This is a genomic window from Rhizobium oryziradicis, from assembly GCF_001939045.1.
GTDB lineage: Bacteria > Pseudomonadota > Alphaproteobacteria > Rhizobiales > Rhizobiaceae > Allorhizobium > Allorhizobium oryziradicis.
In genome coordinates, this window is the sequence record NZ_MKIM01000024.1 from 161,378 (window position 1) to 177,065 (window position 15,688).

Consider the following 15,688-nt stretch of genomic DNA (forward strand, 5'->3'; position numbering starts at 1 on the left):
CCGTGCGTCCCTAAGGGTGCACAAAGCTTTGCTGTAACACTTCCTATTTGCTGCGTAATTGATCCGCAAACCGCTTCGGGTTTCCGGAATTATGCAGCAATCAGGCCTTTCCTTAACTGTTCGCGATGGTCTATACCAGCGGCGCGGAAAAAAATCGATCCAGCATTGATGGCTTTGTCACAATTTGCAAAAAGCCGCGCAAAATTGCTGGTCGTTGCGGATCGCGTTTGAGTTTTAGACCAAGGATATTCGGCATGGACTTCATTTCCACTCGCGGCGAGGCACCCGCTCTCGGCTTTTGTGATGCGCTTTTGGCAGGTCTTGCCCGTGATGGCGGCCTGTATCTGCCCAAAACATGGCCGAAGTTGAGCAAGCGTGACATCAAGGCCTTGCGCGGCAAAAGCTATCAGGAGGTCGCCTTTGCGGTTTTGAAGCCTTTTGTCGATGGCGAAATTGCCGATGATGCCATGCGCCAGATGATTGATGATGCTTACGCCACCTTCCGCCACCCTGCCATTGCCCCCTTGGTGCAGACCGGGCCAAACTCCTACATTCTCGAGCTGTTTCACGGCACCACACTGGCGTTCAAGGATGTGGCCATGCAATTGCTGGGCCGCCTGATGGACCATGTGCTCAGCGCCCGCGGCCAGCGTGCCACCATTGTTGGTGCCACCTCCGGCGACACCGGTGGAGCGGCCATTGATGCCTTTGCCGGTCTGGCCAATGTCGATATTTTCATTCTGTTTCCCCATGGCAAGGTCTCGCCGGTGCAGCAGCGCCAGATGACCACCTCCAAGGCTGACAATGTCCATGCTGTGGCCCTTGAGGGCAATTTTGATGATTGCCAGAACCTGGTGAAAGCCATGTTCAACCACGTCGCCTTCCGCGATGAGGTCGGGCTTTCGGGCGTCAACTCCATCAACTGGGCCAGAATCATGGCGCAGGTGGTCTATTATTTCACCGCCTCGCTCTCCTTGGGCGGGCCGGATCGCAAAATCTCGTTCACCGTCCCAACCGGCAATTTTGGCGATATTTTTGCGGGCTATGTGGCCCGCGAAATGGGCTTGCCCATCGACAAGCTGGTGATTGCCACCAATGACAATGACATTCTGGCCCGCACATTAAAAACCGGGCGCTATGAAATGAAGGGCGTCAAGGCCACCACCTCGCCATCCATGGACATTCAGATCTCGTCGAATTTCGAGCGTTTGCTGTTTGAAGTTTCCGGTCGGGATGCGGGCGAAATCCGCGGCCAGATGGCAAGCCTTGGCCAATCCGGCGCGTTTGAGATCAAGCCCGACGTTTTGAAAGAGATCAAAAAAGTGTTCCGCGCTGGCCGCGCCACCGAAAAAGACGTGGCCAAGACCATCAAGGATACGCTGGCTGCTACCGGCTATCTTCTTGATCCCCATACCGCTTGCGGCGTGGCGGTTGCCGCAAAGCATGAAAAGCCACAAAGCCCGATGGTGACGCTGGCCACCGCCCATCCGGCCAAGTTCCCGGCGGCGGTGAAATCAGCGTCAGGTATTGACCCCGCGCTTCCAACGTGGCTTTCTGACCTGATGGACAGGGAGGAGCGTTTTGATATTCTGGCCAATGACCTGAGCGCGGTGGAAAACTTCATCCGCACGCATGCGCGGGCTGGCCGTTGAGAAACGCAGAAAGACAGACAATGAATGTTGAATGCACCCGGCTACCTTCGGGTTTAACGGTCGTAACCGAAAAAATGCCGCATCTTGAGAGCGTGGCGCTCGGCGTATGGGTCAAATCCGGCTCGCGAGATGAAACGCAAGATGAACACGGCATTGCCCATTTGCTTGAGCATATGGCCTTTAAAGGCACAAAACGCCGCACGGCCCGCCAGATTGCCGAAGAGATTGAAAATGTGGGCGGCGAGCTGAATGCCGCCACATCAACAGAAACCACATCCTACTATGCGCGTGTTTTGAAAGATGACGTGCCGCTGGCGGTGGACATTCTGGCCGATATTTTGACCGAATCGGTGTTTGATGACGAAGAATTGATCCGCGAAAAACACGTCATTTTGCAAGAGATCGGTGCGGCCTGCGACACGCCGGATGATGTGGTGTTTGACCGCTTTGCCGAAACCGCGTTTTTCGATCAAACCCTTGGCCGCTGCATTCTTGGCACGCCCGAAACGGTCGAGAGTTTTACCAGCGACCAGATCCGCGCCTATCTTGCGCGCAATTACACCACCGATCGCATGTTTGTGGTGGCGGCGGGCGCGGTTGATCACGACAGTTTTGTGCGCCAGGTCGCTGAGCGCTTTGCCTCGGTGCCGACCAAACCAACCATCTCGCCGATTGTGACCCCTGCCCGCTACACCGGCGGCGACGTGCGCGAAACCCGCGATTTGATGGACACGCAATTGCTGCTGGGCTTTGAAGGCCGCGCCTATCATATGCGCGATTTTTATGCCTCGCAGATTCTGGCCAATATTCTGGGCGGCGGCATGTCATCGCGGCTGTTTCAGGAAGTACGTGAATTTCGTGGCCTGTGTTATTCGGTCTATGCTTTCCATTGGGGCTTTTCTGACACGGGCATTTTCGGCATTCATGCCGCAACCGGCGGAGACAACCTGCCGGAACTGGTGCCGGTGATTATCCAGGAATTGCACAAATCGGCCGAAAAAATCGAGCAGCAGGAAATCAACCGTTCCCGCGCCCAGATCCGCGCCCAATTGCTGATGGGGCAGGAAAGCCCGGCCGCCCGCGCAGGCCAGATTGCCCGCCAGATGATGCTCTATGGTCGCTCCATCTCCAATACCGAGCTGATGGAACGGCTTGAAGGCATTACCGTGGATCGATTGACGGATCTTGCCGGACGATTGTTCTTTGAAGGCGCGCCAACCATTTCAGCCATTGGGCCGGTCGAAAAGCTGGCACCCATGAGCGATATTGTCGATGCCCTGGCCGGGATTAACAATCCATCGATGAAGACTGCGGCACGGTTTTAAATTATCCGGGTGCGAGGCTGTCGATTTTGCAGCCTTGCACGCACACACGACAGCCTTTCAAGAGGGATGGTTATAACTCTTCCGCATCGGGCTCGATGCCTTTCACAATGACCTGCCGATGGGGGGCGCATGACACGGTCAGTCTTTCGGTTTTTATCCCGCCAGCCGGATAGCCCGCATTTGCGCGACAACACCCATTTTTTGCGCCTGCCCCGCAACAGCGACTATAACCAATGGTACAAGCTGCGCTCCGAGAGCCGCGCCTTCCTGCAACCCTGGGAGCCGCTCTGGCGGCCGGATGAGCTGACCGAAAGTGCGTTTCGCACACGGGTGATCCGCAATACACAGGAATATTCCTCAGGCCTTGCCATCCCGCTTTTTCTGTTTCGCCAATCGGATGAAACCCTGCTGGGCGGGTTGACCATCGGGCTTATTCGTCGCGGCGTCTCGCAGGCCTGCATGATTGGTTACTGGATGGGTCAGCCTTTTGCCGGTCAAGGCCATATGTTTGCCGCACTTCAATTGGCAATACCCTATATCTTCAAGGAACTCGAGTTGCATCGGATTGAGGCGGCTTGTATTCCAGATAATCACAAGAGTATTCGACTACTCGAAAGTGCTGGTTTTGAACGGGAGGGTCTTTTGCGCGGATACCTCAATATAAATGGCGAATGGCGCGATCATGCACTTTACTCTTTGCTGGTGCCGTCGGATATACAGCCCAGTAAAAAGCTTTATTCATGACCACTTCTTCGCATACCGTGTTCGCCAAGGCGCTTCACCCTTCCAACGAGAGGCTGAAACGATTGTTTTTACAGTTTGCTGGCCGTGATGGCCTTACCGCGCCATTTCGCAGGTCTATTCATTCCCGTGTGAGCTTAGGTTTTATCGCCTGGTTCGTGCTTTTGATCGTTGTGTGTGCCGCGCTGCCAACATCACAGGCCAGCGCCATTGAGCCGGTGAAGATCTCGCGCGATGACACCGCGGTGGATCTGACCAAAACCACCGAGATCGACCTTAATCGCGGCGAAGCGTTTCAGGTGTCCACCGCCGCTGGCAATGACGGCATCCGCCGCCGCATCGAGGTGCGGGCCTCATCGCCTGCCCATCAGGGCGACTGGGCGGTGTTTGCGCTGGCCAATGTGTCGGATGAGCAGCTGGAACGGGTGATTGTGGCACCCCATTATCGTCTGGTGAATTCCAAGGTGTTCTGGCCTGACCTCGGCTCGCAGCGGATTATTTCCATCACCCCCAGCGAAGGCTTTTCGCTCGACCGCCTGCCCAGCGATGATGCCGATGTGTTTCGCATCACGCTCAACCCCGGCGCTGTCGTGACCTTTGTGGCCGAGCTTGCCACGCCAAAACTGCCGCAGCTCTATCTGTGGGAGCCGAATGCCTACAAGGATACCATCAACGCCTTTACGCTCTATCGCGGCATTGTGCTGGGCATTGCCGGTCTTCTGGCCGTGTTCCTGACCATTTTGTTTGTGGTGCGCGGCACCTCCATGCTGCCGGCAGCGGCGGCACTGGCTTGGGCGGTTTTGGCCTATGTCTGCGTTGATTTTGGCTTTTTGAGCAAATTGATCACCATCACCGCCAGCAGCGAGCAGATATGGCGCGCGGGCACCGAGGTGGCGCTGGCGTCGAGCTTTGTGATTTTCCTGTTTACCTATCTCAATCTCAATCGATGGCATGTGCATCTGGGCTATGTCACTTTTGCCTGGGTGGTTGGCCTGGCACTGCTGTTTGGCGTGGCGATCTATGATCCGTCAATTGCGGCAGGCATTGCCCGCCTGTCCTTTGCGCTCACCGCCACCGCCGGTATCGTGCTGATCATCTATCTCGGCTTTAACCGCTATGACCGCGCCATTTTGCTGGTGCCGACGTGGACATTGATCATTCTGTGGCTGATTGCCGGTTGGATGACCGTCACGGGGCGGCTGTCCAACGACATTATCCAGCCAGCCCACGGCGGCGCCCTGGTGCTGATTGTGTTGCTGATCGGCTTTACCGTCATGCAGCACGCATTCTCTGGCAGCTCATTTAATCAAGGCCTGTTTTCGGATCTGGAGCGACAATCTCTGGCGCTGACCGGTGCAGGCGAAACGGTGTGGGATTGGGATGTGGCGCGTGATCGCGTCGTCACCATTCCCGATATTTCCTCCAAGCTCGGCCTATCGTCTGGCGCGCTGCATGGGGCCGTGCGCAACTGGCTGCCCAATCTGCATCCCGATGACCGCGACCGTTTTCGCGCCACGCTCGATGTGCTGTTGGAGCATAAGCGCGGTCGCTTGAACCACGAATTCCGCATCCGCGCCGATGATGGCCATTTCCATTGGCTGCACATTCGCGCCCGGCCCGTACTGGGAGCCAATGGCGAGATTATTCGCTGCATTGGCACGATTGCCGATTGCACCGAGCAGAAAAACACCGTTGACCGCCTGCTTCAGGATGCAATCAACGACAATCTCACCGGCCTTCCCAACCGCGGGGTATTTCTGGACCGGCTGCAAACCCTGCTGACGGTTGCCACATCGTCAGACGCCGTGCGCCCGACCGTGATGATCATCGACATTGATGATTATGGGCGCATCAACGACAAGCACGGCATTTCGGCAGGTGACAACATTCTCATTGCGCTCACCCGTCGCTTGCGCCGCCTTTTGAAGCCGCAAGACACGCTGGCGCGGCTCTATGGCGATCAGTTTGGGCTGATCCTGACGTCTGAGCGTGACCCGGCCCGCGTTGCGGATTTTGCCGATGCGATCAGCAAGGCAATTATGGTGCCGATCAATTTCTCCAACCGGGAAATCAATCTCACCGCCTCGATTGGTCTGGTGTCCTGGGTGGATCAGCAGGAAAGTGCGCTGGGTCTGTTGGCCGATGCGGAACTGGCGATGTATCGCGCCAAGCGCGGCGGTGGCAACAAGGTGGAGCCCTTCCGCCCCGCCTTCCGCGACAACACGTCCGACAAGCTGCAATTGGAAACCGATCTGCACCGCGCCATTGAGCGTGGCGAATTGACCATGGTGTATCAGCCGATTGTGCACCTGACCAATGGCGAATTGGCGGGCTTTGAGGCGCTGATGCGCTGGGAGCACCCCAAGCGCGGCACCGTCTCGCCGCTTGAATTTATTCCGCTGGCGGAAAGTTGCGAGTTGATCATGCCACTTGGCATGTTTGCGCTGGAGCGGGCCGCCACGGATTTGATGGAATGGGAAAAACAGCTTGGCAAAATGCCGATCTTTGTCTCGGTTAATCTGTCCAGCGCGCAATTGATCAACAATTCGCTCTACAGCGACATTCGCGCCCTTCTTGGCCGCATCGAGTGTGATCCCAAGCAGTTGAAGCTGGAATTGACCGAGTCTGTGGTGGTGGAAAACCCCGAACAGGCGCGGCTGGTGCTGACCAAGTTGAAAGACACCGGCATAAGCTTGGCGCTGGACGATTTCGGCACCGGCTATTCCTCACTTTCCTATCTCACCCGCTTCCCGTTTGACACGTTGAAGCTGGACAGAGAATTGGTGACTGCCGAGAGCCAGCACCGCGATATCGTGCTGCGCTCGGTGATCTCCATGGCCACGCAAATGGGCATGAATGTGGTGGCCGAAGGCGTTGCCACCGACGAAGACGGCACGGAACTGGCCGGCATGGGCTGCACCTATGGCCAAAGCTTCCTCTATGGTGCGCCAGTCGGAGCCGATGCCATTGCACGCCTGCTGAAAGAGCAGCAGCAGCGGGCGAAGAAGGTGTAGGCAGAGATTTACTGATTGGTCGGTTCAGCCGACCAGTCACTCTTCATTGAAAAATGCGCGGATAATCCGGCCTGCCCCTTAGGTGTGATGCGCAAGGCGCGGCTTTGCGGCAGGCGGGCAACCCAGCCCAAAGTCAGCATTCGCTCCAGCAAATCCGCTCCCAGCCTGCCAGCCAAATGCGGGCGTCTTTCGCTCCAATCCAGACAGGTGCGACATAATGGGCGGCCCCGTTTCGGGTTCTCGCTTAAGCGAATGCCAAAATCGCAGAAGAAATCATGGCCGGAGCGGGTGACACTGGCCGCCCCCTCACTCAGCTCAACATATCCAAGGTGTTGCAGGCCATCGGCCAGTGCCACACCCAAACGCCCGGCAATGTGATCGTAACAGGTACGTGCCGTGCGCAGGCTCACATCCTTGGGACCAACGCGCCGCTGCCGCTGTGGCTGTTGCGCTGAAAGCGCCATGAGTGTTTCCAGCGCTTGCGCAACAGAGGGACCCGCCAGCCGGTAGTAACGATGGCGACCCTGCTTTTCCACCGCCAACAGGCTGGACTGCACCATTTTCGCCAAATGGCCGCTGGCCGTCTGGGCTGTCACGCCCGCATTTGCGGCCAGCTCTCCCGCAGTCAGCGCCTGCCCTGCCATCAGCGCAATCAGCATATTGGCCCGGGCGGGATCTCCCATCAGGGCGGCGTGTTCCGCCAGCATATTTCCAGAAACAATGTTTGACATGGGCCGATGATAGCAAGGCATCCCGGCCTTGTCATCGCACCATGCTTCGGTGAGGGCCGAAGCATCGCAGCCGCTTGCACGGCTAAGAAGGGGTGATATTCCCCTTATCAAGGTCTTCAAACTCCATGACAAAACATCTACCCGCGAAAGAACTTGGCCTCTTGCTGCTGCTTGCGGCTCTGTGGGGTGCGGCTTACAGCTTTATCCGTATTGGCGTCGAAACCATACCGCCGATCACGCTGATTTCGGCCCGCACATTTTTGGCTGGCAGTTTGCTGCTGGTGATTTTGCGCTTGCGCAAATTGTCCCTGCCCATGGATGGACTGACCTGGCGGCGATTTTGCATTCAAGCCTGCCTCAACAGTGCCGTGCCCTTCACCCTGATTGCCTGGGCCGAGCAGCACGTCAATGCAGGGCTTGCCGTGATCCTCAATGCGCTGACACCGATTTTTGCCTTTCTGATCACCGCGATTTTCACCCGGCACGAAAGCGTAACACTGCCAAAACTTCTGGGCGTTCTTCTTGGCATTGCCGGCACCTGCCTGATTGTTGGCATGAGCGTTTTACAAGATAACAGCAGCCAATTTCTACCGCAGCTCGCCGTGATGCTGGCATCCGTGTGCTATGCCATGGGGGCAATTTTTGGCCGAAATTTCAAAGGTCTCGACCCAATGATGCCTGCGGCTGGCTCGCTGATCTGCGGCAGCATGATGCTGATCCCCTTGAGCCTGGTGATTGATCATCCCTGGACCCTTAACCCGTCGCGCCAATCCATGCTGGCTTTGGTGGCGCTGTCGGTTTTTTCCACCGCCCTTGCCTTTGCCATCTATTTTCGGCTGGTGGATACGCTTGGCTCTATTGCCACCACGGCGCAGGCTTACTTAAGGGTGCCCATCGGGGTTGGCATTGGTATCGTCTTTTTGCATGAGCAGACCAGCACGACCTTGTTGATCGGCCTTGTGCTGGTGGTGGCAGGGGTGATTGCCATGACCCTCCCTGCTTCCATCTGGCGGATCAGGCGTGCCCCGCCTCTGAAGACAGGGTCGCCGCACTGACACCCAGAAGGGCCAAGGCCCGATCATATTTGTCACTCAACTGGGTATCGAAAATCAGATCATCGCTTGCTGCACAATTGAGCCAATCATTATTGGCGATTTCGCGCTCCAACTGCCCCGGCCCCCAGCCCGCATACCCGAGCAGCATGGTGGCTCTGGCCGGTCCACGACCATCGGAAATGGCGCGCACAATATCCAGCGTTGCCGTCAGCAAAATATCCTCGCTGACGGGAATGCTGCTGTCGCTGTGATAATCCTCGGAATGCAACACAAATCCGCGGCCGGATTCCACCGGACCACCGCTTTGAATGGGAAAATTGCGGGTCTGATCTGGCAGCATGATCGCATCGGTTTGATCAATCAGATTGAGATGAAGCAATACGTCTGCAAATGTCACCGTCTGAGGACGATTGATCATGAACCCCATGGCACCGGCCGATGTATGGGCGCAAATATAGATGACGGAGCGGGCAAAATTTGTGTCTGTCATGCTGGGCATGGCAATCAGGAACTGGCCATCGAGACATCCACGCTCTCGATCAGATGTTAGGGTCGAAAATCCCATGTAGCCTCCAAATCCGCTAGAGCACTGTGCGCCAATATAGCGCACAAAGGACGCTGTAACTCTTTTAATCCGCTGCATATTCCTGAAATCAATTCCAATTTCAGGATTATGCAGCAGAGACCAACAACGATACAGGTCAAGAACCAGAACCATCGATGGCCAGGTGGCACGTCATACAATGTTCATCTAAGATGAAGCATAAGAGCCGGGCAATCAACCAAAAATGATAGAGGCCACAATTGCGTGATTGGCATCGCGCACCTTATCCCTTTAAAGAAAGACCATGATTCATTCTTCTTTCCTGTCGCAGTCCGTGGGGACTGCTTTCCTTGCCTGTCTGTTGATCGCGGGCTGCACCGCCCCGGCATCGGCGGCCACATCGGCATGGGCCACCAGCGATGGCGGGCGTATGCGCCTGATTGTGCTGCCGCCTGCACCCGATGGAACACGGCAGGCGGGTTTGCAAATCGAGCCGAAAAGCGAATGGTTTACCTATTGGCGCGAGCCGGGTGATGCTGGCATTCCGCCGCAGATTACCGCCGAGCCGGGCAGCTCAGTGACCTTGTCTGCATTGAATTTTCCGGTGCCAAAGCGCGTTGATCTGGGCAAAATCCGCGATATTGGCTATGATAGCCCGGTGGTTTTCCCCTTCACGCTCAGCAATGCCAATCGTGAAGCGCATAATCCCTTGAAGGTCACCGCCTTCATCGGGCTGTGTCACAATATCTGCATTCCCTTTCAGGCTGAGTTGAGCATCGATCTCAGCCATGAGGAAACCACCAATGTCACGGAAGCGCAGCTGATTGATAAAGCCAAGGCCCATTTGCCCGCCACACCAACCGATGATTTTTTTGTCTCAAGCTTTCACATGGCCGAAGACCTTTCCAGTCTCGATGTCAATGTGCGCCTGCCAGAGGGCTCCAAAGACGAGCCACGCATCTTGCTGACCGGGCCGGAGGGATATTTGTTCACAGAATATCAGACAATATCCAACAAGGGCGCGCACCGCAGCTTGCGCATTGCCCTGCCCAAAATGCCGCGCAACTACTCGGTTTCCGGCAAGACCTGGCATATTCTGATTGCCGCTGGCAACAAGCGCGCCATGGAAGCCCCCCTTGCCTTCGCAACCTCGACTTCTATAGTGAAGCCTTGAGGCGACGCTCTCGCCTGAACGGATTTTAACGAGGAGATACCCCATGACCATCGCTATCGGCGATACGCTTCCCGCTGCAACGTTTAAGGAAAAAACCGCTGACGGCCCGGTCGAGATCACCACTGAGGACCTGTTCAAGGGCAAAAAGGTTGTGGTTTTTGCGGTTCCCGGCGCATTCACCCCAACCTGCACGCTCAACCATCTGCCCGGCTATCTCGAAAACCGTGATGCGCTGCTGGCCAAGGGCGTGGATGATATTGCCGTGGTGTCGGTCAATGACTGGCACGTCATGGGCGCATGGGCACAAAGCACCGGCGGGATGGGCAAAATCCACTTCCTGGCCGATTGGGATGCAAGCTTCTCCAAGGCGCTGGGTCTGGATATGGATCTCTCGGCTGGCGGCCTTGGCATCCGCTCCAAGCGCTATGCCATGCTGGTGGAAGACGGTGTGGTCAAGAGCCTCGACATCGAAGAAAACCCCGGTCAGGCCACCGTGTCATCGGCAACGGCCATGTTGGAACGCCTGTAATCCTAGGCTGCTCAACGGTTGTTTTATCAAGGCTCTGAAAGCATATGGCTTTCAGAGCCTTTTTCGTTGATGGCCAAAATGACAATCCCGTTCACCCTCACCTTATCAACAACCCGTGTACGTTTGCCCCTTGCCTTTTATTTGCCATATTCGTTATACCATTACATGTAACGTTATTACATGTATGGAGCGCCGCCGGTGCAAAACAAACTGCCGATCTCGATCAGCCTCCTGGCCCAGTCTGCCGTCACCCGCATTGGCATTGCGCTGGTGCTGATTGTGCTGACCTGGCTTGGCGTTCAATGGGCGGTGGCGCTGCAATGACCAACACTGTCATCACCCTTCGCAATCTCACCGTGGCTTATGATCGCCATCCGGCTGTGCACCATATCAATGGCAGCATCGAGCGCGGCAGCCTGACCGCCATTGCCGGTCCAAATGGAGCGGGCAAATCAACACTGCTCAAGACCATGATGGGTGAGCTTCGCCCCGCCGAAGGCAGTGTAGAGCACACTCTGTCCCGCGCTGATTTTGGTTATCTGCCACAGGCGGCAGACATCAACCGGCGTTTCCCCATCACGGTGCTGGACACGGTGCTTATGGGTGCCTGGCGCAACAGCGGTGCCTTTGGTCGCATTGCCAAAGCCGATATCGAGCGCGCCCACACGGCCTTGCAAACCGTTGGTCTGGAAGGCTTTGAAAAACGCCATATTGGTGCGCTTTCGGCCGGACAGTTTCAGCGCGTGCTGTTTGCGCGGCTGCTGTTGCAAGATGCCAAGGTAATCCTGCTGGACGAGCCTTTCACCGCCATTGATGCCCGCACCACCCGCGATTTGATTGACATCATCATTGGCTGGCACAGCGATGGCCGCACGGTGATTGCCGTGCTGCATGATTTTGATCAGGTGCGCAGCTATTTTCCGCAAACGCTGCTGATTGCCCGCGAGTTGGTGAGTTGGGGCAAGACCGAAGAGGCGCTGTCGCCCGCCAATCTGCTCAAAGCCCGCGCCATGGCCGAGCGCTGGGATGAAGATGCCGAGGTCTGCCGACCGGACAGCCCCCTGACAAGGCCTGCCGCATGAGTGCCTATGACCTGTTGATCGCGCCCTTTGCCGATTATGGCTTCATGCGCCGGGCGCTGATGGCCGCCATTTGCCTTGGTCTCGGCTCTGGCCCCATCGGTGTGTTTTTGATGCTGCGGCGCATGAGCCTGGTGGGCGATGCCATGAGCCATGCCGTGTTGCCCGGGGCGGCCATTGGGTATCTGATTGCCGGATCTTTATCGCTGACCGCCATGGGCCTTGGCGGCCTTGTGGCCGGCCTTTCCGTGGCGCTGCTGTCGGGTTTTGTCAGTCGCTCCACAGTGCTGCAAGAAGACGCCAGCTTCGCCAGTTTTTATCTAACCTCGCTGGCGCTGGGCGTTCTGATTGTGTCGTTGCGCGGCTCCAACATCGATCTCTTGCACGTGCTGTTTGGCACCATTCTCGCCATCGACAATGAAGCGCTGTACCAGATTGCCGGTATTGCCTCGTTCACGCTTTTGGCGGTTGCCATCATCTACCGCCCGCTGGTGGCAGAATGTCTCGACCCCGGCTTTTTGCGCGCTGTGGGCGGCAAAGGCCCCGTCTACCATTTTCTCTTTCTGTTTTTGGTGGTGCTCAATCTCGTCGCCAGCTTCCAGGCGCTTGGCACGCTGATGGCCGTGGGCCTGATGATGCTGCCCGCCGCCATTGCCCAGCTGTGGTCGCGCAATCTCACCAGCATGATGGTGATTGCCGCTTTGACCGGCATTGTGTCGAGCTATATCGGCCTGATCGCCTCCTACCATCTGGAGCTGGCCTCTGGCCCCACCATTATCATGACGGCTGCGGTGTTTTACGGAGTGTCGATTCTGTTCGCGCCATCCGGTTTTGTCCGCCGTCTGCTGCCCCGTTCCCACCTGAAAGCCTAGTACAAAGGAATTTTCGATATGAAACGCAAAATGATTATGTCCGTGGGGCTTATGTCCGTGGCACTGCCCTTGCTGATGGCCATGTCCTCGGTGGCGGCACAGGCGCAAACCTTGAAGGTAGTGGCCTCCTTCACCGTTCTGGCCGATGTTGTCAGCAATGTTGGTGGCGACCATGTGTCGGTCTCGAGCCTTGTTGGCCCTAACGGCGACCCCCATGAATTTGAGCCGTCGCCAACCGATGCCAAGAAGCTGAAGGCCGCCGATGTCACTTTTGTGTCGGGCGAAGGCCTTGAAGGCTGGATGGATCGCCTGATCTCGGCGTCGGGCTACAAGGGCAAGCCTGTGGTGGTATCGGAAGGCATCAACACCCGCACCATGGAAGAAGACGGCAAGACCGTGACCGATCCGCATGTGTGGAACAGCCCGGTCAATGTCAAAGTCTGGGTTGCCAATATCGAGAAGGCGCTGGCTGCTGCTGATCCAGCCGATGCCAAGGCCTTTGAAGCCAATGCCAAGGCCTATACCGAAAAGCTCGATGCGCTGAATGCCTACGCCCACAAAAAACTGGATGCCATTCCAGCCGCTGAGCGCAAAATCCTCACCAGCCACGATGCGTTTGGCTATCTGGGCCGCGAATACAAGGTTGAGTTCCTCTCGCCGCTTGGTTTTTCAACCGAAACCGAAGCATCGGCTGCGGACGTTGCCAAGCTGATCGACCAGATCAAGGCTGAGAAGATAAAGACCTACTTCTTTGAAAATTCCAACGATCCGCGTCTGGTGAAGCAGATTGCCAAGGCAACCGGTGCCAAATCTGGCGGCGAGCTTTACGTGGAAGCGCTTTCCAAGAAAAACGGCCCGGCTTCGACCTATGAAAAAATGTTCCGCTACAACATCGACCAATTGGCAGCAGCCATGAAGACATCAAGCTGACGTTTGCCCCCAGGTCAGCCTGGTAGACCGCTCCGACGACCCTACATTTTCGGAGCGGTCAACTTTTTCTTAAACTTGCAAATCAAACACCAGAATGCCAGACAGCCCGCCATCGGTGGCCGCCGCAATGCGCTCACCAACCACGATATGGTCCGGGTGTTTCAAATAGGCGTCGCGCGACTTGCTATCGTCAAATGTCACGATAAAGCCATCCACAAAGCCGCCGTTCAGTCCTTCGGGCGAAACATTGGGTCCCGCTTTCACGTCCACCATGCCGGGCACCACCTGTTTCAAATCCGTGATTGCCTGATAGATCGCCTGTTTCTCTATTTCCGGCACAGAGGCTTTAAAGCGTAGAAAAACACAGTGCTGGATCATCAATCACTCCTGTTGAAAAAGGCCGATGAGACCAAGAGCTATTTTCAATGTCTGTTGGTCTTATCCGCTCATCAAAGCTTTGTGGGCATTGCCCTTTTTAAACGGCTCCATGCCCTTGCGCGCCAGCTCGTCGGCCCGCTCATTTTCTGCATGGCCTGCATGGCCCTTGACCCAATGCCATTTCACCTTATGGCGCTGGTTGGCGGCATCCAGCTCCTGCCATAGCTCGCCATTTTTCACCGGCTTTTTGTCAGCGGTTTTCCAGCCGTTTTTCTTCCAGCCAAAAATCCACTTGGATATGCCATCCATCACATATTTGCTGTCGGTGTGCAAATCCACCTCGCACGGGGTCTTCAGCGCGTTCAAGGCGGTAATGGCTGCCAACAGTTCCATGCGGTTGTTGGTGGTCTCAGCCTCGCCACCGCACAGCTCCTTTTCCACCTCGCCATAGCGCAGCACGGCACCCCAGCCGCCTGGGCCGGGATTGCCGGAGCAAGCGCCATCGGTGTAAATCTCGACGTGTTTCATTGCGGCCATCCGTAGTCCGTGGCTGTTTCAACAGCCTGATGGAAACGCAATTTCCTGAGATATTCCAGCGGATCTTTCTTCACCACCAAAGCGCCCGCAGGCGTCATCAGCCAATCATACAGCCGGGTGAGGAAAAACCGGAGTGCAGAGCCACGGCACAGCAGCGGCATGGCGGCAATTTCTGCCTCAGACAATGGCCGAACCGAGAGGTAGCCCTCAATCATCGCCCGACCCTTGGTGATGTTATAGCTGCCATCTTTTTCAAAGCACCAGGCATTGAGGCAGATGGCCAGATCATAAGCCAAGAAATCATTACAGGCGAAATAGAAGTCGATCAGGCCGGAAAGCTCATCGCCGAGGAAAAACACATTGTCTGGAAACAGATCGGCATGGATCACACCGGCCGGCAGATCTTGCGGCCAATGGGCCACCAGAGTGGTCAATTCAGTGGAAATTTCAGGCCGAAGCCCTTCCAGCACCTCATCGGCGCGGTCTTCAGACTTCTGCCAAAGATCCTGCCAGCCTGCAACGGACAGAGCATTGGGACGGGCAATGTCAAAACCCTCGCCTGCCACATGCATCTGCGCCAAGGCCACGCCGACGGCACGGCAATGGTTGGCCTCCGGCTTTCGCAGCCACATGCCCTCCAGAAAGGAAATCAGTGCTGCGGGTCGCCCGGACAATTCCCCCAACAACGCGCCATCCTTGCGCGGCAAAGGCAAAGGGCAATTCAAGCCACGATCAGACAGGTGATGCATCAACCCCAGAAAAAACGGCAGATCATTCTTCTCGACCCGCTTTTCATAAAGGGTGAGAATCAGCGCGCCCTCTGAGGTGTGCAGCAGAAAATTGCTGTTTTCCACGCCCTCGGCAATGCCCTTGAAGGACAGCAATTCGCCTGTTTCATACTGGGAGAGGAAGTCCTTGAGATCGACCTCATTGATATCGGTATAAACTGCCACAGATCAGATCCGCATTCTGGTTTGGTTGCAAACAGGGATACAATGGCAGACGCAGGAGTGCCAGCCCCGGAATGGGACGAGGCACAGGAAATGGGTGACACCGCATTCGGCCCTTCGCGAGGCTCAGGGCGTCAACGCTAAAAACGATTCACTGGATCGTTTTTCCGGCTACGC

Annotated in this window: 16 protein-coding genes; 11 read left to right on the plus strand and 5 right to left on the minus strand. The window is 56.4% G+C overall.

All coding sequences use genetic code 11. The features are described 5' to 3' along the window. Window positions 1-254: 254 nt before the first annotated feature. The 4 genes from thrC to BJF95_RS06380 all read left to right on the plus strand — a co-directional run bounded on the left by thrC (window position 255) and on the right by BJF95_RS06380 (window position 6,732). Window positions 255-1,652, plus strand: a complete 1,398-nt coding sequence (gene thrC, locus BJF95_RS06365; RefSeq protein WP_075638883.1) for a threonine synthase — start codon at window positions 255-257, stop codon at window positions 1,650-1,652. A gap of 20 nt (window positions 1,653-1,672) precedes the next feature. Beyond that, entirely contained in the window at window positions 1,673-2,977 is a 1,305-nt protein-coding gene (locus BJF95_RS06370; protein ID WP_075638620.1) for a M16 family metallopeptidase, read from the plus strand. Window positions 2,978-3,106: 129 nt separating this feature from the next. Then, window positions 3,107-3,721 (plus strand): GNAT family N-acetyltransferase, encoded by a 615-nt coding sequence (locus BJF95_RS06375; RefSeq protein WP_075638621.1) that lies wholly within the window; start codon window positions 3,107-3,109, stop codon window positions 3,719-3,721. Next, complete coding sequence (locus BJF95_RS06380; protein WP_245297244.1) at window positions 3,718-6,732, plus strand: EAL domain-containing protein; 3,015 nt, start codon at window positions 3,718-3,720, stop codon at window positions 6,730-6,732. Before BJF95_RS06375 ends, BJF95_RS06380 begins: the two co-directional genes overlap by 4 nt. A gap of 8 nt (window positions 6,733-6,740) precedes the next feature. On the opposite strand, the gene BJF95_RS06385 is transcribed toward BJF95_RS06380, so the two are convergent. Further along, window positions 6,741-7,463: an ArsR/SmtB family transcription factor gene (locus BJF95_RS06385; RefSeq protein WP_075638622.1), complete on the minus strand. Its 723-nt coding sequence runs from the start codon at window positions 7,461-7,463 to the stop codon at window positions 6,741-6,743. Window positions 7,464-7,588: 125 nt separating this feature from the next. Between BJF95_RS06385 and BJF95_RS06390 the strand changes: the two genes are divergently transcribed. Next, window positions 7,589-8,518 carry a DMT family transporter gene (locus BJF95_RS06390; protein WP_075638623.1) on the plus strand — a complete coding sequence of 310 codons (930 nt, stop codon included), beginning with the start codon at window positions 7,589-7,591 and terminating at the stop codon, window positions 8,516-8,518. Here the strand turns inward: BJF95_RS06390 and BJF95_RS06395 are convergent. Beyond that, window positions 8,478-9,083: a YqgE/AlgH family protein gene (locus BJF95_RS06395; RefSeq protein ID WP_075638885.1), complete on the minus strand. Its 606-nt coding sequence runs from the start codon at window positions 9,081-9,083 to the stop codon at window positions 8,478-8,480. The genes BJF95_RS06390 and BJF95_RS06395 overlap by 41 nt on opposite strands. A 283-nt stretch (window positions 9,084-9,366) precedes the next feature. Between BJF95_RS06395 and BJF95_RS06400 the strand changes: the two genes are divergently transcribed. The 6 genes from BJF95_RS06400 (at window position 9,367) to BJF95_RS06420 (ending at window position 13,646) form a co-directional block, all read left to right on the plus strand. Next, window positions 9,367-10,236, plus strand: coding sequence for a protein-disulfide reductase DsbD domain-containing protein (locus BJF95_RS06400; RefSeq protein WP_075638624.1), 870 nt, complete (start codon window positions 9,367-9,369; stop codon window positions 10,234-10,236). A gap of 43 nt (window positions 10,237-10,279) precedes the next feature. Continuing rightward, window positions 10,280-10,765, plus strand: coding sequence for a peroxiredoxin (locus BJF95_RS06405; RefSeq protein ID WP_075638625.1), 486 nt, complete (start codon window positions 10,280-10,282; stop codon window positions 10,763-10,765). 198 nt (window positions 10,766-10,963) lie between these two features. Then, window positions 10,964-11,089 carry a hypothetical protein gene (locus tag BJF95_RS24560; RefSeq protein ID WP_280950434.1) on the plus strand — a complete coding sequence of 42 codons (126 nt, stop codon included), beginning with the start codon at window positions 10,964-10,966 and terminating at the stop codon, window positions 11,087-11,089. After that, the gene (locus BJF95_RS06410; protein WP_075638626.1) at window positions 11,086-11,847 is read left to right on the plus strand and encodes a metal ABC transporter ATP-binding protein; all 762 of its coding nucleotides are present in this window, start codon (window positions 11,086-11,088) and stop codon (window positions 11,845-11,847) included. The genes BJF95_RS24560 and BJF95_RS06410 overlap by 4 nt, the downstream gene beginning before the upstream one ends. Further along, window positions 11,844-12,716, plus strand: a complete 873-nt coding sequence (locus tag BJF95_RS06415) for a metal ABC transporter permease (protein ID WP_075638627.1) — start codon at window positions 11,844-11,846, stop codon at window positions 12,714-12,716. Before BJF95_RS06410 ends, BJF95_RS06415 begins: the two co-directional genes overlap by 4 nt. An 18-nt stretch (window positions 12,717-12,734) precedes the next feature. Next, window positions 12,735-13,646, plus strand: coding sequence for a metal ABC transporter substrate-binding protein (locus BJF95_RS06420; protein WP_245297245.1), 912 nt, complete (start codon window positions 12,735-12,737; stop codon window positions 13,644-13,646). Window positions 13,647-13,715: 69 nt separating this feature from the next. On the opposite strand, the gene BJF95_RS06425 is transcribed toward BJF95_RS06420, so the two are convergent. The 3 genes from BJF95_RS06425 to BJF95_RS06435 are packed head-to-tail and all read right to left on the minus strand — an operon-like array spanning window position 13,716 to window position 15,514. After that, entirely contained in the window at window positions 13,716-14,024 is a 309-nt protein-coding gene (locus tag BJF95_RS06425; RefSeq protein ID WP_075638628.1) for a Dabb family protein, read from the minus strand. Between the two features lie 60 nt (window positions 14,025-14,084). Further along, window positions 14,085-14,552, minus strand: a complete 468-nt coding sequence (gene rnhA / locus BJF95_RS06430) for a ribonuclease HI (RefSeq protein WP_075638887.1) — start codon at window positions 14,550-14,552, stop codon at window positions 14,085-14,087. Continuing rightward, window positions 14,549-15,514 (minus strand): homoserine kinase, encoded by a 966-nt coding sequence (locus tag BJF95_RS06435; protein WP_075638629.1) that lies wholly within the window; start codon window positions 15,512-15,514, stop codon window positions 14,549-14,551. The genes rnhA and BJF95_RS06435 overlap by 4 nt, the downstream gene beginning before the upstream one ends. Between the last annotated feature and the right edge of the window lie 174 nt (window positions 15,515-15,688).